This is a genomic window from Haloarcula sp. CBA1115 (assembly GCF_000827835.1).
In the GTDB taxonomy this organism is placed as follows: Archaea; Halobacteriota; Halobacteria; order Halobacteriales; family Haloarculaceae; genus Haloarcula; species Haloarcula hispanica.
Window position 1 is genome coordinate 1572388 of record NZ_CP010529.1, and the last position, 23776, is coordinate 1596163.

Annotated in this window: 18 protein-coding genes and 1 pseudogene; 10 read left to right on the top strand and 9 right to left on the bottom strand. The window is 63.5% G+C overall.

The window, feature by feature from the left end; genetic code table 11:
- Positions 1–4194, top strand: a complete 4194-nt coding sequence (locus SG26_RS07815) for a DNA-directed DNA polymerase II large subunit (protein ID WP_050037278.1) — start codon at positions 1–3, stop codon at positions 4192–4194.
- Positions 4195–4286: 92 nt separating this feature from the next.
- Positions 4287–4502, top strand: a complete 216-nt coding sequence (locus SG26_RS07820; RefSeq protein WP_050037279.1) for a hypothetical protein — start codon at positions 4287–4289, stop codon at positions 4500–4502.
- Between the two features lie 33 nt (positions 4503–4535).
- On the opposite strand, the gene serA is transcribed toward SG26_RS07820, so the two are convergent.
- Together serA and SG26_RS21545 are read right to left on the bottom strand one after the other, a co-directional pair.
- The gene (gene serA, locus SG26_RS07825; protein WP_050037280.1) at positions 4536–6122 is read right to left on the bottom strand and encodes a phosphoglycerate dehydrogenase; all 1587 of its coding nucleotides are present in this window, start codon (positions 6120–6122) and stop codon (positions 4536–4538) included.
- Between the two features lie 148 nt (positions 6123–6270).
- Positions 6271–6438, bottom strand: coding sequence for a hypothetical protein (locus SG26_RS21545; protein WP_014041699.1), 168 nt, complete (start codon positions 6436–6438; stop codon positions 6271–6273).
- Between the two features lie 373 nt (positions 6439–6811).
- Between SG26_RS21545 and SG26_RS07830 the strand changes: the two genes are divergently transcribed.
- The 4 genes from SG26_RS07830 to SG26_RS07845 all read left to right on the top strand — a co-directional run bounded on the left by SG26_RS07830 (position 6812) and on the right by SG26_RS07845 (position 12594).
- Positions 6812–7657 carry a CBS domain-containing protein gene (locus SG26_RS07830; RefSeq protein WP_014041700.1) on the top strand — a complete coding sequence of 282 codons (846 nt, stop codon included), beginning with the start codon at positions 6812–6814 and terminating at the stop codon, positions 7655–7657.
- Positions 7654–9390, top strand: coding sequence for a glycine--tRNA ligase (gene glyS, locus SG26_RS07835; RefSeq protein WP_050037281.1), 1737 nt, complete (start codon positions 7654–7656; stop codon positions 9388–9390). Before SG26_RS07830 ends, glyS begins: the two co-directional genes overlap by 4 nt.
- Positions 9391–9990, top strand: a complete 600-nt coding sequence (locus tag SG26_RS07840) for a dolichol kinase (RefSeq protein WP_014041702.1) — start codon at positions 9391–9393, stop codon at positions 9988–9990.
- A 66-nt stretch (positions 9991–10056) separates the two neighbouring features.
- Complete coding sequence (locus SG26_RS07845) at positions 10057–12594, top strand: DEAD/DEAH box helicase (protein WP_050037282.1); 2538 nt, start codon at positions 10057–10059, stop codon at positions 12592–12594.
- 6 nt (positions 12595–12600) lie between these two features.
- Here the strand turns inward: SG26_RS07845 and SG26_RS07850 are convergent, their stop codons facing one another.
- Positions 12601–13410: an Sjogren's syndrome/scleroderma autoantigen 1 family protein gene (locus tag SG26_RS07850; protein ID WP_014041704.1), complete on the bottom strand. Its 810-nt coding sequence runs from the start codon at positions 13408–13410 to the stop codon at positions 12601–12603.
- A gap of 127 nt (positions 13411–13537) precedes the next feature.
- Between SG26_RS07850 and mdh the strand changes: the two genes are divergently transcribed.
- A complete protein-coding gene (gene mdh / locus SG26_RS07855; protein ID WP_014041705.1) occupies positions 13538–14452 on the top strand; it encodes a malate dehydrogenase in 915 nt (304 codons plus the stop codon).
- A 274-nt stretch (positions 14453–14726) separates the two neighbouring features.
- Positions 14727–15989, top strand: coding sequence for an RNA-guided endonuclease TnpB family protein (locus tag SG26_RS07860; RefSeq protein ID WP_050037283.1), 1263 nt, complete (start codon positions 14727–14729; stop codon positions 15987–15989).
- Between the two features lie 55 nt (positions 15990–16044).
- Here the strand turns inward: SG26_RS07860 and SG26_RS21930 are convergent, their stop codons facing one another.
- The 4 genes from SG26_RS21930 to SG26_RS07875 all read right to left on the bottom strand — a co-directional run bounded on the left by SG26_RS21930 (position 16045) and on the right by SG26_RS07875 (position 18018).
- The gene (locus tag SG26_RS21930) at positions 16045–16170 is read right to left on the bottom strand and encodes a hypothetical protein (RefSeq protein ID WP_014041706.1); all 126 of its coding nucleotides are present in this window, start codon (positions 16168–16170) and stop codon (positions 16045–16047) included.
- Positions 16171–16302: 132 nt separating this feature from the next.
- Positions 16303–16989 carry a Zn-ribbon containing protein gene (locus tag SG26_RS07865; protein ID WP_014041707.1) on the bottom strand — a complete coding sequence of 229 codons (687 nt, stop codon included), beginning with the start codon at positions 16987–16989 and terminating at the stop codon, positions 16303–16305.
- A complete protein-coding gene (locus SG26_RS07870; RefSeq protein ID WP_004517591.1) occupies positions 16989–17372 on the bottom strand; it encodes a DUF2073 domain-containing protein in 384 nt (127 codons plus the stop codon). Before SG26_RS07870 ends, SG26_RS07865 begins: the two co-directional genes overlap by 1 nt.
- A gap of 4 nt (positions 17373–17376) precedes the next feature.
- A complete protein-coding gene (locus SG26_RS07875) occupies positions 17377–18018 on the bottom strand; it encodes an Era-like GTP-binding protein (RefSeq protein ID WP_004590329.1) in 642 nt (213 codons plus the stop codon).
- Between the two features lie 932 nt (positions 18019–18950).
- On the opposite strand from SG26_RS07875, the gene SG26_RS07880 reads away from it, so the two are divergent.
- Complete coding sequence (locus SG26_RS07880; RefSeq protein WP_050037284.1) at positions 18951–20525, top strand: Cdc6/Cdc18 family protein; 1575 nt, start codon at positions 18951–18953, stop codon at positions 20523–20525.
- A gap of 69 nt (positions 20526–20594) precedes the next feature.
- Here SG26_RS07880 and SG26_RS07885 read toward each other — a convergent pair whose 3' ends face one another.
- Together SG26_RS07885 and SG26_RS07890 are read right to left on the bottom strand one after the other, a co-directional pair.
- Positions 20595–21248, bottom strand: a complete 654-nt coding sequence (locus SG26_RS07885) for a S26 family signal peptidase (RefSeq protein WP_050037285.1) — start codon at positions 21246–21248, stop codon at positions 20595–20597.
- Positions 21249–21376: 128 nt separating this feature from the next.
- A pseudogene (locus SG26_RS07890) lies at positions 21377–22086 on the bottom strand (S26 family signal peptidase).
- Positions 22087–22174: 88 nt separating this feature from the next.
- Here SG26_RS07890 and SG26_RS07895 point away from each other — a divergent pair.
- Positions 22175–23743 (top strand): DNA-directed DNA polymerase II small subunit, encoded by a 1569-nt coding sequence (locus tag SG26_RS07895; RefSeq protein WP_050037286.1) that lies wholly within the window; start codon positions 22175–22177, stop codon positions 23741–23743.
- Positions 23744–23776: the final 33 nt, after the last annotated feature.

Here is a 23776-nt window from a genome sequence, read left to right on the forward strand (position 1 = left end):
ATGCGAGAGGCCGACGAACAGTACTTCGAAACGCTGGAAACACAACTCGAAGCCGCCTTCGACGTCGCCGAGCGGGCCAAAGAGCGCGGCGGTGACCCGAAGCCGGAGGTCGAGATTCCAACCGCGCGCGACATGGCAGACCGGGTCGAGAACATCCTCGGCATCGACGGCGTTGCCGAGCGGGTTCGAGAGCTGGAGGGGCAGATGTCCCGCGAGGAGGCCGCGCTGGAACTGGTCGAGGACTTCGTCGAAGGGACTGTCGGCGACTACGACAGCCGCGAGGGGAAAGTCGAAGGCGCGGTCCGGACCGCCGTTGCCCTGCTGACCGAGGGCGTCGTCGCCGCACCGATCGAGGGCATCGACCGCGTCGAACTGCTGGAAAACGACGATGGGACGGAGTTCATCAACGTCTACTACGCCGGCCCGATTCGGTCGGCTGGCGGGACCGCGCAGGCGTTGTCGGTGCTGGTCGCCGACTACGCCCGCGCACTGCTGGGCATCGACCAGTACAAGGCCCGCGACGACGAGATCGGGCGCTACGCCGAGGAGATCGATCTCTACGACAAGGACACCGGGCTGCAGTACTCGCCCAAGGAGAAGGAGACGAAGTTCATCGCCGAGCACATGCCGATCATGCTCGACGGCGAGGCGACCGGCGACGAGGAAGTCTCGGGCTATCGGGACCTCGAACGCGTCGACTCGAACTCGCCGCGCGGCGGGATGTGTCTGGTACTGGCCGAGGGGATTGCCCTGAAAGCGCCGAAGATCCAGCGCTACACCCGGAACCTGGACGAGGTCGACTGGCCGTGGCTGCAGGACCTCATCGACGGGACCATCGGCAAAGACGAAGCCGACCAGGCGGACGGCTCGGACGATGCGGACAGCGACGACGGGAGCGAAGGAGCGAACGAGGACAGCGAAGACGAGAGTGACGAGCAGGCCGGACCGCCCCGCGTCGAGCCAGCCGACAAATACCTCCGGGACCTCATTGCCGGCCGGCCAGTGTTCTCTCACCCGTCGAAAGCGGGCGGATTCCGGCTTCGTTACGGGCGGTCACGTAACCATGGCTTCGCGACCGCCGGCGTCCATCCGGCGACGATGCATCTCGTCGACGACTTCCTCGCGACCGGGACCCAGATCAAGACCGAGCGGCCGGGGAAAGCCGCTGGCGTCGTCCCGGTCGACACCATCGAGGGACCCACCGTCCGCCTGGCCAACGGGGACGTGCGCCGCATCGACGATGCCGAGGAGGCGCTGGAAGTGCGCAACGGCGTCGAGAAGATACTCGACCTGGGCGAGTACCTGGTCAACTACGGGGAGTTCGTCGAGAACAACCACCCGCTCGCGCCGGCCTCTTACACTGTCGAGTGGTGGGAGCAGGACCTCAATGCCGCGGGCGCGGACGTGCAGGCGATGCAGGACTCGCCCCACGTCGACCTCGCCGACCCGAGCGCCGAGGAGGCAATCGAGTGGGCGACCGACTACGACGTGCCGTTGCACCCGAAATACACCTACCTCTGGCACGACGTGAGCGTCGACCAGGTGTGCGCGCTCGCCGACGCCGTCGAGGACGCACAGGTCGCACAGGCCGACGGGGCGTACGCCGACCCAGAGGCGGAGGCTGACGACACAGCGGGCGAGACGTACAGCGACGATGGCGCGCTCGTCCTGCCCCGCACCGATGCCGTCCAGCGGACGCTGGAACACCTCCTCGTCGAGCACACCCAAGACGACGACAGGATTACCGTCACCGACTGGGTGCCGCTGGTGCGGACACTCGGGTTCTCCCGCTCGTTAGAGCGGGACTGGACGCCTGCGGACCTCTCCGAGCGCGCCAAGACCTACGGCGAGAGCGAGTCGCTCGACGCAATCGGGGTAGCCGAGGACGCCGAACGCGAAGACGGCCAGAACGCAATCGAGGCAATCAACGAAATCGCGCCGTTTCAGGTCCGGGAGCGAGCCCCGACCCGCATCGGCAACCGGATGGGTCGCCCCGAGAAATCCGAGCGGCGGGACCTCTCGCCGGCCGTCCACACGCTCAGCCCCATCGGCGAGGCCGGTGGGGCACAGCGGGACGTTGCCAAGGCGACGAAACACGCCGACGGGATGAGCGACACGCCCGGCCACGTCGAGGTGGAGATCGCCCGCCGGCGCTGTCCCGACTGCGGAACCGAGACCCACCAGGCGGGCTGTCCCGACTGTGGCGGCACCACCGAACCGGTGTACGTCTGTCCCGACTGCGAGGCCGAGGTCGAACGCGACGAGTCCGGCCGCGCGGAGTGTACGCGCTGTGAGACGCTCGCCTCGCCGACCCAGTACAAGGTACTCGACCTGCAAGAGGCCTACCGCGATGCCCTGCAGAACGTCGGCGAGCGCGAGACAGCCTTCGAGCAACTGAAAGCGGTCAAGGGGCTCACCTCCGAGGAGAAGGTCCCGGAGCCGATGGAGAAAGGTATCCTTCGGGCGAAACACGACGTGTCGGCGTTCAAGGACGGGACAGTGCGCTACGACATGACGGACCTGCCGGTGACGGCGGTCCGGGCCGCGGAACTGGACGTCTCCGCCGAGCGACTCCGCGGCCTGGGCTACACGGAGGACATCCACGGCGACCCGCTGACCCACGACGACCAACTGGTCGAGCTGAAGGTTCAGGACATCGTCCTCTCCGACGGCGCGGCCGAGCACATGCTCCAGACCGCTCGCTTCGTCGACGACCTGCTGGAGCAGTACTACGGGCTGGAGCGGTTCTACGAGTTCGACGACCGCGAGGACCTCGTCGGCGAACTCGTCTTCGGGATGGCCCCCCACACCAGCGCGGCGACGGTCGGGCGCGTGGTCGGCTTCACCTCCGCCGCCGTCGGCTACGCGCACCCGTACTTCCACGCCGCCAAACGCCGGAACTGCTTCCACCCGGACACGCGGCTGTGGTACGAAGACGAGAATGACGACTGGGAGTACGGGACCATCGAGGAACTGGTCGAAAACCGACTGGATGACCCCGACGAGGACGACTTCGGGACGCTCGTTCAAGAGTTAGACGGCGACCTCACCGTGTCGTCGCTGGGCGAGAACGGTCCCTGTCGCCAGCCCGTCGACGCCGTCTCGAAACACCCCGCGCCGGACCACCTCGTCGAGATTTCCGTCGGCGACCGAACCCTCAGGGTTACGCCCGACCACACGATGCTCCGTGCCGGCTCCGATGGGATTGAGGAAATCCCGGCGGGCGACCTGACTGCCGGCGACGACCTCCCCGCCTACGACGGCGGCGAGACGACCACGATGACGGCACGCGGCGAGGCCTCGACGGCAGCCACCGACGGCGCAGCCCCGACGGACACCGTCGAGACTGTCGAGTACGTCGAGAGCAACGTGGACCACGTCTACTGTCTCACGGTCGCCGACACGCACCGCGTTGCCGTCGAAGGAACCTATGTCGGCCAGTGCGACGGCGACGAGGACTGCGTGATGCTCCTGATGGACGGCCTGCTGAACTTCTCGAAGTCCTACCTCCCGAACCAGCGTGGCGGACAGATGGACGCCCCGCTGGTAATGTCCTCGCGCATCGACCCCAGCGAAATCGACGACGAGGCCCACAACATGGACATCATGGAGAGCTATCCCCGGGAGTTCTACGAAGCCACCCGCGAGATGAAAGACCCGACCGAGGTCGAGGACGTGATGAAGATCGCCGAGGAGACACTGGGGACCGACCGCGAGTACACCGAGTTTCGCCACACCCACGACACGGCGAACATCGCCGCCGGGCCGGACCTCTCGGCGTACAAGACGCTCGGGTCGATGGAGGACAAGATGGACGCCCAGCTTGAGATCTCCCGGAAGCTCCGGGCCGTCGTCGAGAGCGACGTGGCCGAGCGCATCATCGAGTACCACTTCCTGCCGGACCTCATCGGGAACCTCCGGGCGTTCTCCCGGCAAGAGACTCGCTGTCTGGACTGCGGCGAGTCGTTCCGCCGCGCGCCCCTGACCGGCGACTGTCGAGAGTGTGGCGGCCGCGTCAACCTCACCGTCCACGAGGGCTCGGTCAACAAGTACATCGACACGGCCATCCGCGTCGCCGACGAGTTCGGAGCCCGCGACTACACGAAACAGCGGCTCAAGATCCTGGAACGGAAAATAGAGTCGGTGTTCGAGAACGACCACAACAAGCAGTCAGGTATCGCGGACTTCATGTGAGCGACAGTAGCACCCGGATTCATCAGGTCGACAGACGGGCGCGTGACGGCCGTCCGACGGGTGTTTTTGCCTGTGGCGGTCCTGTCACGGGTATGGCCTCGTCCCGCGATTCAGCGCCGCCGTTCGACTCCGGGGACCGGTCGGGCTCCCCGTCACCATCGGCCCGACAGACGCCCAGTACGATCTATCAGATACAGATCGCGCTGTTGCGCTCGCAGGTGGCGACACTCGAAACCGCGCTCGAACAGGAGCGCGAACACCGCCAAGCCGTCGTCGACCGGTACGAGCACCTTATCGACGGCAAATAAACTGCGACTGGCTTTCGGAAAATTCCGCTGGTGTTACTCGTCGCCGAGTTCGACGTAGGTCGTCTCGATGATGCGGCTGTCGCCGTTGAGTCGCTCGATGATGTCCTGTGGCGGCTGTTCGTCGAGGTTGTAGACGGACAGGGCCTCCCCGCCGATGGTCTCGCGGCCGTTGAACATCCCGGCGATGTTGATGTCGGCCTCGCCCAGCACGGTCCCGATGAACCCGATAGTGCCGGGCTCGTCGCGATTGCGGACGACCAGCATGTGCCCGTGGGGGACGGCCTCGATGCGGTGGTCGTCGATGCGGACGATACGGGGCTCCTCGCCGCCGAACTGGGTCCCACAGACGGAGACGGATTCCTCGCCGTCGGAGACGGTGACGGTGATGAGGCTCTGGTAGTCCTCGGAAGAGCGGGTCTTGGACTCGGTCACGTCGATACCCCGGTCCTCGGCGATCTGCGGGGCGTTGACGGCGTTGACCTGGAGATCCGACGGGGCGAACACCCCTTTCAGTGCGCTGGCGGTGACGTACTCCACGTCTTCCTCGGCGATGTCGCCAGCGTAGGTGACCTGCACTTCGGACATGTGACCGCCGAACAACTGCACGGCGATGCGACCGGCAGTATCGGCGAGGTCGAGGTACGGCCCGACCTGCTTGAACGTCGCCTCGTCCAGCGACGGCGCGTTCAGGGCGTTAGCGACGGGCTGGCCGTTGGCCGCGGCGATGATCTGGTCGGCCGTGGAGGTGGCCACGTTCTCCTGTGCCGCTTCCGTCGACGCGCCCAAGTGGGGCGTGACGATGATGTCCTCGACGTCCAGCAGCGGGCTGTCGTCCGGCAGCGGTTCCTCGCCGAACACGTCGAGCGCTGCGCCCTTCAGGACGCCGTCCTCGACGGCTTCGGCCAGGGCCGGCTCGTCGATGATGCCGCCGCGGGCACAGTTGACGACGTAGCCGCCTTCGAGTTCGGCGAGCTCTTCCTCGCCGATCATGTTCTCCGTCTCGGGGGTCAGCGGCGTGTGGATGGTGATGAAATCGGACTTGGCGAGACAGTCGTCGAGCTCGTCGACGAGTTCCGCTCCGAACTGGTCAGCGCGCTCCTGGCTGATGTACGGGTCGAACGTGACGATGTCCATGCCCAGGCTGCCGAGTCGCTTGGCGACCTGCTGGCCGACGCGGCCGAAGCCGACGACGCCGAGCGTCTTGTTGTTGACTTCCGTGCCGAGGAACTCGCCTTTGGCCCACTCGCCGCTTTTCAGGCGGTCGTGGGCCTGTGGAATGGAGCGAGCCGTGGCAAACGCCATCGCGACGGAGTGTTCTGCGGCGGCGCGGACGTTGCCCTCGGGGGCGTTGGCGACGATGACGCCGTGGTCCGTGGCGGCGTCGATGTCGATGTTGTCCACGCCGATGCCGGCCCGGCCGACGATGATGAGGTCGGGCGCGGCCGCAAACACTTCCTCGGTGACTTCGGTGCCCGAGCGGACGATGAGCGCGTTCGCGTCGGCCACCGCGTCGAGGAGCGCGTCGCCCTCGACCTCGTAGGCTGTTTCGACATCGTGGCCTGCCTCACGGAGCCGCGTGAGACCGGCATCAGCGATAGGATCCGTGACGAGTACCTTCATACCGAATCGAACTTACTGGGGCGGCATAACGCTTGTTTTCTCCGTCCGAACGACTGCGTGCGGACACTCGGGACGGAGCGCCCGCGCCGCTGATAGGGTATCCTGCTTGGTGGGACCGTCAGCGAAAATCGAACCGACAGACAGCGGCCTATCGCCAGGCCGGGAGCGAGGCAGCGTCCGCGAGCGGGGTTGTGAGATAGGCGTCGTCTCGGGTCACGTCAGCGACGATAAACTGATCCGTTGGACCCTCTTCGACGGATGCCATGATGTCTCCGTCCGCGACCATCTCAACCGGAGCGACAGTATCCGACTCCATGCATGATAATATGTAACAACCATATAAAAACTTAGCGAAACCCATAGAGGGCAGGAGTATGATCCAGAGCCAACTGTCTGACAATAGTTCGTATCCTGTCAGTACTGGGACGAGATGGTTCGTGACCCAATACGGATAGGACCTTATATCTCAACCATTAGAGTCTGTCTCCGCAGTTCTATTCATACCCAGATTCAGAATACCAATATGACAGAAGACGTAGTTGTTTCCGGGGCGGTGCAGTCCCTGGGTTTCCGAGATGGCGTCTGCGCGGTCGCCGGCGATAGCCGATGGCCGCCCGGCGTGCTACCCGGATGCCGAAAACGGACGGATGTTAAGGACTTAGTAGATGCGGGAAGGAAGTTCTGGCAGTATGAACGTCGCAGACGCTATGACGCCACGCTCGGAGGTCGTCACGGTCACCATTCCTGGGACCCGTGATGACGCACTGGAGTACCTCCAGGAGCAGGCCTTCTCGTCGGTCCCGGTCATCAAGGAGACCGACGAGGGCGAGGAGTTCAGAGGGATTATTTCACGCGATGCGCTCATCGAGAGCCCCGACGAAGACCAGCTAGCCCTGCTCGTCGAGGAAGTCCCGGCGATCAGCGAGGACACGTCTATCGAAGCCGCCGCGCAGGTGATGGTCGAGGACGGCGAGCGACGCCTCCCCATCGTCGACGGCCAGCTCAAAGGGATCATCACAGTGACCGACGTGATTCGGTCCATCGCCAACGGCGACGTCGACGGCGACAAGATCGTCGGTGATCTCGCCAACCGCGACATCAACTGCGTGTACGAAGGCACGCCGCTGACCGTCGCCGAACGGGAGCTTTCCCACGCGAACGTCCCATACGGCGTCGTGCTCGGCGACGACGGCGACATGTCGGGGATGCTCACCGAGGTCGACATCATCGCGGTCGCCCGCGTCGTCGAGGGCGAGGACGACACCGGCGACTCCATCGCCAATCAGGACGACGACTGGGCCTGGGAGGGCATCAAAGCCGTCGGCGGTCGGTACATGCCCACCCGCAACGTCGAGCTCCCTGCCGAGCCCGTCCGCGAGTTCATGACCGCCGAGGTCGTGACGGTGAACAAGCGCCGCACCGCCGAGGAGGCGGCCCAGCTGATGATCGAGCACGACATCGAACAGATCCCGCTGCTGTCGGGCGACGAACTCACCGGCATCGTCCGGGACATCGACCTGCTGCGAGGCCTATGAGCGAAGGCGAACGCCTCACCGAGCTGGCCAAGCGTCGCGGCTTCTACTTCCCCTCGTCGAGTGCCTACGGCGGCGCGGCGGGCTTTTGGACCTACGGGCCACAGGGCGCTGCGCTGAAATCGAACATCGAAGACGCCTGGCGGGACCGCTACGTCGTCAAGGAAGGCCATCAAGAGATCTCAGCACCCGACGTGATGCCCGAGCCCGTCTTCGAGGCCTCGGGACACCTCGACGGCTTCGACGACATGATCGTCGAGTGCGGCGAGTGTGGCGCGACCCACCGCGCCGACCACCTCGTCGAGGACAACACGGACATCGAGGAGGCCGAATCCCTCCCCAACGAGGAAGTGATGGACCTCATCGCCGAGCACGGCATCGAATGTCCCTCCTGTCACACGTCCCTGGCCGACCAGCCGGTCGACAACTTCAACCTGATGTTCGAGACCAACATCGGTCCGGGGTCGTCGTCGCCGGGCTATCTCCGGCCGGAGACCGCACAGGGCATCTTCGTGGAGTTCCCGCAGCTCTCGGAGTACGCCCGGAATCAGCTCCCCTTCGGCGTCGCACAAATTGGGAAGGCCTACCGGAACGAGATTTCCCCGCGGAAGTCGCTTGTCCGCGTCCGGGAGTTCACCCAGGCCGAACTGGAGCACTTCGTCGACCCCGAGGAAGACGATCCGCCGCTGGCCGAGGTCGAGGACGTGGTGCTGCCGCTGTACTCCGCCGCAGCACAGGAGAGCGAGGACGGCGGCCAGCGCGAACTCACGGTCCGCGAGGCCGTCGACGAGGGCGTCGTCGAGAGCGAGTGGGTCGCCTACTATCTGGGCGTCTCCAGAGAGTGGTACGAGCGCGTTGGCGTCGACATGGACCGCTTTCGCTACCGTCAGCACCTCGCCGGCGAGCGCGCCCACTACGCCTCCGACTGCTGGGACGCCGAGAGCGAGGTCGACGGCGACTGGATCGAGATCACGGGCTTCGCCTACCGGGGCGACTACGACCTCTCGAAACACGCCGAGCACTCCGGCGAGGACTACACAGTGTTCAAGCAGTACGACGAGCCGATTACCGTCGAGCGCGCGACCGTCGATCCCGACATGAGCTACCTCGGGCCGGAGTTCGGCGGGGACGCCGGCGCGGTCGCCGACGCACTCGAAGCGCTGGCCGAGCGGAATCCTGACGCCTTCGATGACGACGAGGTCACCGTCGAGGTCGACGGCGAGTCCCACACCGTCCCCGTCGAACAGACGAACTTCAGCGTCGACGAGGTCACCGAGAACGGCGAGCACATCCGCCCACACGTCGTCGAACCCTCCTTCGGCGTGGGCCGGATCATCTACACCGTGCTCGCACACGCATACGAGACCGACGAGGTCGACGGCGAGGAGCGGACCTACCTCGACCTCCCGCCGGAGCAGGCCCCGACCACGGTCGGCGTCTTCCCCCTGATGGACAAGGACGGGATGGCTGACCTCGCCACCGATATCGCCGAGGACCTCCGGGCCGCCGGTCTCTCGGTCACCTACGACGACTCCGGTGCCATCGGCCGGCGCTACCGCCGGCAGGACGAGGTCGGCACGCCCTACTGCGTCACCGTGGATTATGAGAGTCTGGAAGACAGCGAGGTCACGGTGCGCGAACGAGACACGACCGAGCAGAAACGCCTCCCCATCGACGGGCTCGCCGACCGGCTCGAACGGCTCGCAACCGGCGATCTGACCTTCGACGACCTGTAGATGGCCGACGAGGTATCCCGGCGGCTCGTCCACGTCACCGGTGCGGCGGTCCCGCTCGCACACCTGCTCCGGCCGGACCTGATTACATGGCGCGTCGTCCAGGGATTCCTGGCTGTGGCGCTGGTCGTGGTGCTGATTCTCGAAGCGGTGCGGCTGACCACCGGACTGGACTGGGTGGTGTACGACCGGCTCACCCGGGAGTACGAGCAGGACAACCCCGCCGGCTACGCGCTGTACATCGTCGGGATCGCCATCGTCGCCTTCGCCGTCGAACTCCCGAGTATGACCGAGACGGTCGCCGTCCCGGCGATGTTGATGCTCGCTATCGGCGACCCCATCAGCGGCCTGCTGGGCTCGGCTGATGCCAGCAACGTCAAACAGGCCTGGGTCCTGCTGGTGATGTTCGGCGTCTGTACGCTACTCGCCGCGCCGTTCGTTCCCCCCGCCGCCGCAGTGCTTGGCGGTATCGCTGCGACGTTCGCCGACGGCGTCAAGCCGCGTATCGCCGGCTACGTCATCGACGACAACTTCTCGATTCCGGTGCTCGGGGCGCTGGCGATGTGGGTCGGCGTCCAGTACCTGCCCGGCTTCGGCCTCTAAGGCCGTCCGTTCACTTTCACCGCGGTATCTGAACCCTTAACCACCGGCGGGACGAACGCGTGGGTAATGGCGACCACCGACGCCGGTGGCGAGCACGTCGAGCGCCCGCTGGTGACGCCGGAGTTCCTGGAGAACCGCCGCTACCAGACCGAACTGGCGGAAACGGCGAGCGGAGACCACACGCTCGTCTGTCTCCCGACCGGGCTGGGCAAGACGACCGTCTCGCTACTGGTGACCGCCGAACGGCTGCACGCCGTCGGCGGGAAAGCGCTCATGCTGGCCCCGACGAAGCCGCTGGTCCAGCAACACGCCGAGTTCTACCGTGAAGCCCTAGATATCGACGACGAAGATGTGGTCGTGTTCACCGGCGAGGTCCGACCCGACGACCGGGCCGCCCTCTGGGAGGACGCCCGCATCGTCATCGCGACGCCGCAGGTCGTCGAGAACGACCTCGTGGGCAACCGCATCTCCCTTGCCGACGTGACCCACTGCACCTTCGACGAGTGCCACCGGGCGACCGGCGACTACGCCTACAACTACATCGCCGACCGCTACCACGCCGACGCCGAGAACCCGCTGGTGACGGGGATGAGCGCCTCCCCCGGCGACGACGAGGAGGCAATACTCGAAGTGTGCGAGAACCTCGGGCTGAACGAGGTCGCGGTGATGACCGAAAACGACGCCGACGTGGCCGAGTACACCCACGACACCAGCGTCGACTGGAACCGCATCGAACTGCCCGATATCGTCGTCGAGATCCGTGACGCAATCAATGAGGTCATCGAGGACCGGCTGGACCAGCTGCGGGAACTCGGCGTCACGAACAAGTCTTCGGCGGACATCTCCGAGCGCGAAATCCAGCAGATTCAGGGCCAGCTTCGGGACCTGATGAACAACGACCAGAGCGAGGGCTACCAGGGGATGAGCTTTCTCGCGGAGGTCCGCAAGCTCCGGACTGCCGTCACGTACGTCGAAACGCAGAGCGTCGAGTCCCTGCGGCGGTACTTCGAGCGGCTGAAGGAGGCCGCCCGCTCCTCGGGCGCGTCGAAGGCCGACCAGCGCCTCGTCAGCGAGCCGAAAGTACGGGAGGCGATGCGGAAGGCCAGCGACTACGACGACCTGCACCCGAAGTTCCGCCAGACGCGAATGCTGCTCGCCGAGACGCTGGGCATCGAGAACGGCGAGCGCGTCATCGTCTTCACCGAGTCCCGCGACACCGCCGAAACGCTCGTCGACTTCCTCTCGGACCACTTCACGACCCAGAAGTTCGTCGGCCAGAGCGACACCGACGGCAGCGAGGGGATGACACAGAGCCAGCAACAGGAGACGCTGGACCGGTTCCGCAACGGCGAGTTCGAAGTGCTCGTCTCGACGTCCGTCGCCGAGGAAGGGCTGGACGTGCCCGAAGTCGACCTGGTGTTGTTCTACGAACCGGTGCCGACCGCGATTCGAGCCATCCAGCGGAAGGGCCGGACCGGCCGACAGGCCGAGGGCCGCGTCGTCGTCCTGCTGGCCGAGGACACCCGCGACGAGGCGTACTTCTGGAAGGCCCGCAACGACCAGAAGCGGATGAAACGCGAGCTGAACGAACTCAAAAGCGTCGCCGGCGAACTGGAGGCCCGCCTCGACCAGACCGGGCTCGACGAGTACGAGGACGGCGAAGGGACCGCTTCGGGTGGAACCAGCGAGGATGAAACCGCCACACAGAGCGGGGATTCCACTCGAAACGAGAGGGGTAGCGGAGCTAACAAGTCAGTCGAGGATGACGATGGCAGTGACGGTCAGGCCGGACTGGACGCCTTCGCAGACGACCCGTCGGAAGCGGCCGAAGTCAACGAGGGCGTGACGGAGACTGACGAGGAAACCACCGGAACGACAGGTGGCGAAGGGAACGCCGGAACAGGGGACGACGAGGGAACGGTCGCCAGCGCCGGACGCGACGACGAGGACGACCCCGTCGAAATCGTCGCCGACCAGCGGGAACTCGACTCGAACATCGCCCGGGACCTCTCGACGCGGGACGGTATCGAGACCCGACTCGAAACGCTGGCCGTCGGCGACTACGTCCTCTCGGACCGCGTGGTCGTCGAGCGCAAGACCGTCGCTGACTTCATGGACACGCTGACCGGCGGCGACCGGTCGATGTTCGAGCAGGTCGGGGACGCCACGCGCAACTACGGTCGGCCCGTCGTCGTCATCGAGGGCGAGGACCTCTTCGGTGCGCGGAACGTCCATCACAAGGCGATCCAGGGCGCGCTCGCGTCGCTCGCGGTCGATTTCGGCGCGAGCGTGCTGCGGACCAGCGACGAGGACGAGACCGCCGACCTGCTGGAAGTCATCGCCGGGCGGGAGCAGGAGGTGGCCGACCGCGAGGTGAGCGTCCACGGCGAGAAACAGTCGAAGACGCTCCCGGAGCAACAGGAGTACGTCGTCGCTTCAATCGCCGAAGTCGGGCCGGTGACCGCGCGCACGCTGCTGGAAGCCTTCGGTAGCGTCGAGGCGGTGATGACCGCCGACAAAGACGACCTGCTGGAGGTGTCCGGCATCGGCGACGTGACCGCCGACCGGATTCGAGAAGTCATCGCCAGCGACTACGACCCGTAGCTCCGCTCAGAACCGCGTCGCGTCCAGCGCTTCCGCCGCTTCTCTCGCTGCCTGCAGATGCTCGCGAGCCTCGCGTGGGTTCTCGGTCGCCGCGGCGCGCTCGGCGAAGCGGTGAACTGTCTCGGCCAGGAGCGCAGACGCCGCATCGAGATTTGCCGCAACGTCACCGGCCCCACCTTCGGATGGCGCGGGCTGTCGAGCGGAAGCGGGGGGGTCCTGTGAACTGTTCCCGGGCTGCCGCTCGGATTCAGTGGTCCGGTCAGCGGGGTTCGGAGCGCCGGTTCGGGCGTTCTGGGCGGGTGAATCGGGCTGGCTCCGGGGTTGTGTGGTCCTATCGCCCCCCGCTTCGGGTGGAGAATGCGATGCGTTCGTCGACGAGTCCGACTGGGATGGTTCCTGAGGTGCGGAGGGAGCAGCGTCCGGTGTGGTCTGCCCGTCCGCCGCTCCGGCTTCGGCTGCAGTCTGGTCCGGCTCGTTGCTGTCGTCGCCGAACTGGACGCGGGCCTCGTCGCTGGGGGCGGCCATCTCGATGTTGTCCCCGTCGCCCGTACTGTCCGCCGTCTCCTCGTCGCCGTCGTCCGTCTCCGCCCCGTCGGCCTGCGCGTCGCGAGCGACCGGCTTCTGACAGGTCGGGCAGAACTCCTGGCCGTCGTAGCGGAAGATGGGGTCGCCACACTCGCTGCAGTGGGCGTTCGTCATCGTCGCGCCCTTCAACAGGAGTTCGCTCATCTGCTCGGTCGCCGCCCGGTTGTCCTCCTCCTGCTCGAATTTCTCGCGGAGTTTCTCGCGTTCGGCTTCCTTGTCGAAGTCGCTCATACGTGTCACAACGCCACGGGGCTGAAAACAGTTTACGGGTGCGAGACGTCGGTACTGGCTGAACGCTGTGCGGCGGAATCGGGGTTTCGACACGTTTAACGTTCGCGCCCGAGCCTTTCCGAATGGTATGACAAAGGTAAGCGTAGTCGGCGCAGCCGGCACAGTCGGCGCAGCCGCAGGGTACAACATCGCGCTCCGTGACATCGCTGACGAAGTCGTTTTCGTCGACATCCCGGACAAGGAAGACGACACGGTCGGGCAGGCCGCCGACACGAACCACGGCATCGCCTACGATTCGAACACGCGTGTCCGCCAGGGCGGCTACGAGGACACCGCCGGCTCGGACGTCGTGGTCATCACGGCCGGGATTCCCCGCCAGCCCGGCCAGACCCGTATCGACCTCGCCGGCGACAACGCGCCGATCATGGAGGACATCCAGTCCTCGCTGGACGAGCACAACGACGACTACGTCTCGCTGACTACCTCGAACCCCGTCGACCTGCTCAACCGCCACCTCTACGAGGCCGGCGACCGCTCGCGCGAGCAGGTCATCGGCTTCGGCGGCCGCCTGGACTCCGCGCGGTTCCGCTACGTGCTGAGCGAGGAGTTCGACGCGCCAGTTCAGAACGTCGAAGGGACAATCCTCGGGGAACACGGCGACGCACAGGTCCCCGTGTTCTCGAAGGTCCGCGTCGACGGCACCGACCCCGAGTTCAGCGACGACGAGAAAGAGCAACTGCTCGGCGACCTGCAGGAATCGGCGATGGATGTCATCGAGCGCAAGGGCGCGACCGAGTGGGGGCCGGCACGCGGCGTCGCGCACATGGTCGAAGCCATCCTCCACGACACCGGCGAAGTGCTACCGGCGTCGGTCAAGCTCGAAGGCGAGTTCGGGCACGAGGACACCGCCTTCGGTGTCCCGGTCCGTCTCGGGAGCAACGGCGTCGAAGAGATCGTCGAGTGGGATCTCGACGACTACGAGCAGGACCTGATGGCCGACGCTGCCGAGAAGCTCTCGGACCAGTACGACAAAATCTCGTAACCCGGCATCGCTCGCAACCGTCGGATTTCGGGACGGCATCCGTCCCGAGCTGTATTTTTCGCCTCGCCAGCGGTGTGAGAGACGTGGCTGTAACTGTGAGTGGCGCTCCCTGACGAACCGTGATCGTTACGGGAAAACGAGGAGAAAGCCTCGCCGTTCACGGCGGGCATGAATCCGACAAATTGGCGTCATGCTACACCCGTAGCTACGGCTGGATATTCCACTATTAGACATCACCCGAACAATTATATAAGTAATAATACTATGCTTACGTGTGTCGAATCAGGTCGTCACTCGGACACTGAAAGCGAGTGTCACTAATCACTCGCAAGTCTCTGACGACCTTGATTCGCATGGCTTCGCCGCCAGCAAACTCTGGAACATCGGGCGATGGACAATCTCTCGTGTTTGGGACGCTATCGACCATATCCCAAGCGCCGACGAACTCTGCTCGCACCTCAAAAATCACGAACGCTACGCGGACCTACATTCTCAGTCCAGTCAACGAGTTCTCCAAGAACTTGGTGAGGCGTTCGTCTCGTGGTACGAGCAGGACGATCCTGACGCGAATCCGCCCGGTTATCGCAAACACGGCGACGAACACCCGCGTTCAACCGTGACGTGGAAAAATAAGGGCTTCAAACTGGATACCGAGTACAACCGCGTTCGTCTCTCAAAGGGCACGAATATGAAGGAGTCTCGGTACGCCGCAGACTACATCCTCTGTGAATACACGATCCAAGCAGACGACCAGACGCTTTCCGATGTTGAAACCGTCCAGACGGTGCGTTCTGTCTGGACTGGCAACCAGTGGGAACTGCATTTCGTCTGCGAAATGCAGATTGAAACGTCGGAGAGTCCCGGCGAGAAGACGGCTGGTGTTGATCTTGGTATCTGCAACACGGCGGCTGTCTCTATCGGTGACGAGACGCTATTGTATCCGGGCAACGCCCTGAAAGAAGATACTCACTACTTCCGTCATGAAGAATACAACACAGAGGGTGAAAACGGCCCGAGCAATGAGGCACAGCGACTTCGACAAAAGAAGTCCCGGCGGCAAGACCATTTCTTGCACGCACTATCGAAAGATATTGTGGAGCAATGCGCCACTCGCAATGTCGGGACGATAGCAATAGGTCATCCGAAAAAGATTCGTGACGACTCTGATTGGGGACGCCACGGGAACAAGCGGCTGCACGATTGGGCGTTTGAAACGCTGTTGAGCCACATTGAATACAAAGCCGAAGAACGCGGCATCAGTATAGAGCGCGTTCCCGAAGGCGGATTAAAAACCTCGAAAACATGCTGTGAGTGTGGCACAGAAGCGGATTCTAACCGTGTTGAGCGCGGGTTGTATGTGTGTTCAGAGTGTGATTTGGTTGCGAACAGTGATCTGAATGCGGCGGAGAATATGCGAGCGACGGTAACTCCGAGTCCGTCACAGGATAGGAGTAACGGCTGTTTGGCACAGCCATCGGTGCGCCTGTTCGATAAATCAACGGGCAGATTACGCCCACAAGAACAGGTTGTCCCGTAGACCACAATATCCCAACGGCAGTCGGGAATCTTCGCCCTTCAGGGCGGAGAGGATGTCAAGCGGGTTCGTCCTGGTCCTCAAGCAAGTCGCTGTCGCGCCCGTCGTCGTCGAGATCAGCACCGAGGAGTGACGCCCACTCTTCGAGGTGTGAATCCGATGTCGAGAGTTCTCGGTGGCTCATGGCGTTATCCGAAGCATCCACGGCATATTATATAATGGTTGTGCCCGCGTTGATACTCAATGGAGTGTGCAGCCGTTCTACGGCGTAATTCGGGCTAACGAATGGGTGAAAGCGGCGATAAGACCGTGTCGGTCACTCGGAACGGATGGTTTCGGGGACCTGAATCGAGTAGTGCCCGTCTTCCTGCAGCGCGATGATGTATTCCTCGCGGTCGTACAGTTCCATCAGGTTCAGTTCGTACTGGCCGGGTTCCAGTACCTTGATCGACTCGAACTGGTCGTTGAGTTCCGCGCGCAGTTCCTCTAGGTCGGGCCGGTCTTCCTGCTCTGGTTCCGCCGGTGGGTCAGGGTCCGCACCGACAGGGCGGAACTGGTGTTCTGCTTCGGACGCCGACGGTGCGTCGGACGGAAGTTCGTCCGGTTCGACGATATCGCCGCGGGCACTAGCCTGGGCTGAATCCTCGGTCGCAGACGTGCGGTCGGGTTCGGTCGACGGCGAGCCGGACGTGTGGGATGGGTCACTCGGCTGTGAGTCAGCCGACCGGTCGGCGTCGAGATGGGACTGTTCGGCGGGACGGTCGCCGTCCGGAGCGGAGCCACTGACGAAGTCACGTACCGAGGCGGCGGTCTTGCCGACGGTACGGGCGACAGTGCTGTCAGGTCCCGGTGGTTCCGGTGGCTCCGCGTCCGGCGTCTCGGAGATGTCGGCCCCCTCGGGCTGATACTGGAACTTGTTCCCGCCGCAGTTGGGACAGCCCGAGAGCATCTCCTTCGACCCGTCGTCGAAGCCACGGCCACAGTCCGTACACTGGTGGGGCATTATTTCCGGGAGACGAGGGCGCTGATGAGCGTTTCGTCCTTGTGGAGCGTCTCTATCTGGTTCGCCGGCCCGATGACTGTCAGCTTCTGGGTCGACTGTTTGCCCATCAGCCGGTCGAGGATGCTGGCGTCGGCGGCCTCGGACTTGGGGTAGGTCTCGATTTCGATGCCGTTGAACTCGTCGGGGCTGATCTCCGTCATCGTGACTTCGATCAGGCGGGACTCCTCGTCCGGGGAGAGTCCCTCTTCGAGGATGACGATGTTGCCGTCACGAACCCCGTCGAGTATCATCCGAATCTTCTCCATCGAGGCCAGTCCGGCCATGCGTTCGCCGCTGATGAGGTCGATCTGGACGCCGTCGTCTGGGTCTTTGACTTCTGCCATTATATCACCCGAAGTACTCCGCGATTTTGTCGTAGACTTCGTCCATGTTGTCTCCCTCGAGCGCCGACAGCGGAATCGTCTCGTGCTGGGGGTAGGCGTTTCGGATGCGCTGGACGGAGGACTCCTCCAGATCGATCTTGTTTGCAAGAATCAACACCGGCAGGTCCTGGCTCTCGATGATGCCGATGAGCATGGTGTTGACCTGCGTGAACGGATCGGTCGCGGAGTCAAGCACGTAAATGACACCGTCGACGTCCTCGCGGAGCCAGTGCATCGCTTCGGCGACGCCCTCGGTCGCTTCGCGGGAGCGACGGACGGCGTCGTCTTTCTCCATGTCGTGTTCGAGGAATTCGGTGTAATCGACCTTCGTCGTCACGCCGGGCGTGTCGACGATGTCGATTGTCACTTTCTTCCCGTCGCGTTCGATCTCGACGTTCTCCTTTCGGCGCGCACGGCGAGTCTCGTGTGGAACGTGACTCTCCGGACCGACGGCGTCGCCAGTCCAGTCCCGTGCGATGCGGTTCGCCAGCGTCGTCTTGCCGGCGTTCGGCGGGCCGTAGATACCGATCCGCTTCGGATCCTCTTCGGAGAACAGCGTCGATGCCGCGCGTGAGATGCTATCTTTGAGGTTTGTTAACAATCCCATCCTATCCTCCCGCCGCCCGGAGTCGTCCGGTATGGCGGCTCTGCCCGTAAAAGATAGGCGAATTCACTTAAGCCTACGTCAGACATTAGTCCTTTTTCTGACATGGGGAGGCATAGCACAGATCAGCGTGTGCGCGTTTCCGCGGATGCAATCGGGACGGGAACTGTTCGGGTGGAGTCCGGTCATCCGAAACCCAGCGATTCGGATTAGGGGTGGACCATCCTAGCCCCCCACCCCTTTGTTTCAGGTGGAACGACAGACATCCCTGGGGAGGGGGTGGAGAATTACCGATCAAATCGGGAGCGGACCAGCTGTTCAAATCGGCGCGACTCGCCATACCGCTAGTTAGAACGGCCTAGACACTAGAAAACTGTATACTACCCTCTACTAGGGATTTGTTTTATCTAGTGCGGCTTTGGTTTATGAGGCAGTGTATTAAATCTTTCCTCTTACTAGAGGACATTTTCGTCACCCTCACCCCCTCCCCCGGGCCTGTTTCCCGTTCCACCGGAAACGAAGGGGTGGGGGGGTTGGCCCGTTACGGTCGCTTTGTCCTACAGGTCCCGTCCTTCCGTGGTACCACCACTCGTGTTCACACAGCGTACCAGCTCCCGGAACCACTCCATGGCTCCCCTTCCCTTCCACTCATACCCCTGCCGTGCCATGCCCGTCTAACCCAGTGAAACTGAAGCTATAGTCCTCTTTACGACAACGGAACCCATGCGGGAGCACTCATAAATATGCCAACATATATGTTTCATGGGTGGTGTACCGAAATATTTAATATCGACTCACGGTACGGTTCATGTGGTTCAACTGGACGCACCGGAGAGCGCTGATGCTCACTAACGACGGTACTGACGCACTCCTCGCTCCCTCTGTTCCGGTGTCTCCAACTCTCTCCACACGAAACGAAGGGGACTCTCTCGACTATGACTGACGAAAGCGACAACTCGGCCCCGGCATCCGACCCGTCGACGACAGAGACGTCGAACGACGCCGACGGGTCCGACGAGCAACTCGATGTCGAAACGGACTCCGGGGCATCGACCGGGCCGTCCGATCTCGACGACGTTATTCTCGACAATCTCGATGCCGGATCCGACGATCCCTCAGACGAGGCGTCCCGCGGCCTGTTCGACGACCTTCTCGAAGGGGAACCCATTTTCGAGAACAAGGAGGTCCTCCGCCCCTCCTACACGCCGCACAAACTCCCCCACCGCGAGGAGCAGATCAACAACATGGCGACGATTCTCGTCACCGCCTTGCGCGGCGATACGCCGTCGAACATCCTCATCTATGGCAAGACTGGAACGGGGAAAACCGCGTCCGCGAAGTTCGTCAGCGAGGAACTCGAAACGACCTCACAGAAGTACGAGGTTCCCTGTGAAGTGGAGTACATCAACTGCGAGGTGACCGACACCCAGTACCGCGTGCTGGCCCAGCTCGCGAACAAGTTCATCGACAAGAACGCCCAGCTCATCGACGACCGCATCGCCGAACTCGAAGATCTCCGATCGCGTGCACGCGAGAACGCGGCTGCACTCGAAGAGACGGCGTTCGATTCCCTCGACGACATCGAAACCGAAATCGAATCGCTGGAAGCCGACAAGGCGGAGTTCGAGGAAGTCCCGATGACGGGGTGGCCGACGGACCGGGTGTACAGCTCATTTTTCGATGCCGTCGACTACCACGAGCGCGTGGTCGTCATCATGCTCGACGAGATCGACAAGCTCGTCGAGAAAAGCGGCGACGACACGCTGTACAACCTCTCCCGGATGAACTCCGAACTGGAGAACTCCCGCGTCTCGATTATGGGCATCTCGAACGACCTGAAATTCACCGACTTCCTCGATCCACGGGTCAAGTCCAGCCTTGGTGAAGAGGAAATCGTCTTCCCCCCCTACGACGCGAATCAGCTTCGGGACATCCTCCAGGCACGCTCGGACGTGGCGTTCAAAGGCGACGCGCTCACTGAGGACGTCATCCCGCTGTGTGCGGCCTTCGCCGCACAGGAACACGGGGACGCACGCCGGGCGCTCGACCTCCTCCGGACGGCCGGCGAACTCGCCGAGCGTGACCAGACGGACAACGTCCTCGAAGACCACGTCCGGCAGGCTCAGGAGAAGATCGAACTCGACCGCGTCGTCGAGGTCGTCCGGACGCTCCCCACGCAGTCGAAGATTGTCCTCTTTGCCATCATCTTGCTGGAAAAGAACGGCGTCCACAACATCAACACCGGCGAGGTGTTCAACATCTACAAGAACCTCTGTGAGGAGATCGACGCCGACATCCTGACACAGCGCCGCGTCACAGACCTCATCTCGGAGCTGGACATGCTCGGCATCGTCAACGCCGTCGTCGTCTCGAAGGGCCGCTACGGGCGCACGAAAGAGATCTCCCTCTCGGTTCCAACCGAAGAGACGGAGGCGGTGCTCCTGTCGGATTCGAGACTCGGCGATATCGACGACGTCCAGCCGTTCGTCCAGGCCCGGTTCGACAACTGACCTGCGAACTGTATTCGCGCTCGACAGCTCGGCCGTTCCAGGTGAAAAAATCCCCTTCGAGTGATACGGCTACCCGGCCGCGGTGCCGTTCACCGCTGTGGGTCCCGTCTCGTCCGTCACCGTTGACCCCGCCTCGTCCGTTACTACACCAGTCGCTCCGGCCTTGTTCCACTGGAGTCGGACCTGTCCCAGCAACGGGACCCGTATCTCTGCCGTACCGACGACCCACCCGGGTTTGACCGGTTCGCTGATGGGGGGAGAGCCGACCTGATCGTATCGGCCGTTTTTGTCGCCCTTGGTGATGAAGCCGGCGTGGTCGGCCGGACAGGAGCTGAGGTCGTCGCAACTGTCCGCACTGCCGATGTAGTCCTTGTTCGCGCGGTCGTACCAGTTCTCGTCCTCCTCGACCCACAGCATCGCTCGGTGGATGATCGGAGTCTGCCGACTGTTGCCGTCGGGCTCGTATACGATAACGTCGCCCGGACGCTGGAACGTCCGATAGCTGTCGTCGTTCGCTGCGGTGACGACACCCCCGTGATCACCCGGGCCGGAGAACCGCTCCTCTTCCATCACGAACACGAGGTCGCCTTCCTTGATATGGGGGTCCATGCTCGGGCTTTCGATAGCGACGAGCGGGGGCCACACACCGCTGACGGCGAACAGCAACACCCCGACGAGCAGGACCGAGCCGGCGCTACTGACGATATCGGCCACGTACATCATCCCTCCCGGCCTCTCGGTTTCGTCTCCATCCGACGACCGACGGTCTGACCCGGCCATTCGTACCACGAATACTCGGAGGCGGCCAATCAACTTTCTGTTGTTGGACCGAACGCTATCTTCCGATTTGCTCAGGCTGCCGCTGGTGCTGTAGCTCCTCCGACCGGTATCGACACCGACGTGTGCCATAGCTGAGACGGTTGGACTCGGACGTATCCGAGACGAGGGATTCGGAAGGTCCCGGTTCCAATGACCCACTCCGGGCGGACAACGGTGCTTGCCCGGTGACCTGATCGTATCTAGTGTTGGTTACTTTGTTGTCACCTTTCGTAATAAACCCAGCATGCGGCGCCGGACAGTTCTGTAGTTCGTCGCAACTGTCCGCGCTCCCGACATACGTCTGGTTCGCGCGGTCGTACCAGTTCTCGCCGGCATCGACCCACAGCATCGACCGGTGGATGATCGGCGTTCGCTGCTCGTTACCGTTGGGTTCGAAGACGATGACGTCCCCGGGCTGCTGAAAGGTCCGATAGCCGGTCTCTGTCCCGGCCGCTGCCGTTACAACGCCGTGACGGGCCGCCTGTCCCGAGAAGCGCTCCGCGTCCATGACGAACACCATATCGCCGGTGTCGATGTGTGGCTCCATGCTCCCGCTTTCGATGGCGACCAGTGGCGGCCACACCCCGCTGACAGCAAACAGGAACGCGCCGACGAGCACCACTGCCCCGACGCTCGTACCGATGTCACGGACGTATAGCGCGAGACGAAACGCAGGGCTGGCCTCCACAGACTCCTCTGTCCCGTCTGGAGGCGTGCTACTGGTCGGTTCGTCCCGGCCCATCCTATCTCGGATTGCCGACAGCGGGGTATCAATCTTGTGACGGCCGTTGGTTCGCTATCCTTTTGACCGCAGACACTGAGTGTGGAACGTGCCTCTGGAGACGCCGGCACGAATCGTCAGCGAACTCGCGAGCCGCGGCTACAACGCGGAGCGCGAGGCAGTGACTCGGATCGCCGACACATCGGACCCATCGGCGACGCTGGAACGTGCACTCGAAACCCTCCCCGACGACGCGCTGAAGCTGACAACAGACCACGTCGACTCCGTGATTGAAGCGACAGAAGCCACCGGGGGATCGCCGAATACCGAACCAAACCCCGGAAACGAAACTACCGGCACTCCACCCAATTCACACCCCTCCGTTTCGACTGGAACAGGTGCAGCCACGTCGACCGAACCGGGTGGGTCCGTTCCACCTGAAACGGGGGGGTCACGGGACGTGGACACATCCCTCCGGGCAATCGAAGTCGCGAACGACATGACCGGCCAGTCTACCGGGACCGGCGAGTACTCGGACTTCGTCTCGGTGTTCCGGGACCGCTACGAGAAACTAGCGAGCAAACTGCGCGGCAGAGTGAACCACCGACCGACTGACGCCATCGAGAACATGGGTGGCGGCAGCGACGCTGCGCTGATCGGGATGGTCTCGGACATCCGCTCGACCGCTAGCGGGCACTGGCTGGTCGAACTGGAAGACACGAACGGGACCTTCCCCTGCCTCGTGATGAAAGACCGCCCTATCGCCGACCTCGTGCAGCAGTTACTCATGGACGAGGTCATCGCCGTCGAGGGGACGCTGGCCGACGACGCCGGCATTCTGTTCGTGGACTCGCTGTACTTCCCGGACGTGCCCCGAACGCACAGCCCTTCGACCGCCGACCGGCACGTTCAGGCGGCGCTCATCTCCGACGTCCACGTCGGGAGCCAGGAGTTCATGGAGGACGCCTGGCACCGCTTCACCGACTGGCTCCACACCTCCGAAGCCGAGAACGTCGAGTATCTGCTCATCGCCGGCGACATGGTCGAGGGCGTCGGTATCTATCCAGAGCAGGACGAGGAACTGGACATCATCGACATCTACGACCAGTACCGCGCGTTCTCGGAGTACCTCAAGGAAGTCCCGGGTGACATGGAGATCCGGATGATTCCGGGCAACCACGACGCCGTTCGGCTGGCCGAGCCCCAGCCCGGCTTCGACGAGGAACTCCGAGATATCATGACCGCCCACGACGCCCAGGTCCACTCCAACCCCTCGCTGGTCACCGTCGAGGGCGTCACAGTGTTGATGTACCACGGCGTTTCGCTGGACGAGGTCATCGCCGAACTCCCCGACGAGGAAGCGAGCTACGAGGAGCCACACAAGGCGATGTATCAGCTCCTGAAAAAGCGCCACGTTGCGCCGCAGTACGGGGGCCACACCCGGCTTGCCCCCGAGGACCGCGACTATCTGGTCATGGAGGAGGTCCCGGACGTGTTCCACACCGGCCACGTCCACAAGCTCGGCTGGGGCGAGTATCACAACGTCGTTGCGCTGAACTCCGGGTGCTGGCAGGCCCAGACCGAGTTCCAGAAGAGCGTCAACATCGACCCCGACGCCGGCTACGCCCCGATTCTGGACCTGGATACGCTTGAGATGACGGTCCGGAAGTTCTCCTAACCCACCTTTTTCCACGGGGCCTCGCGCTCGCCT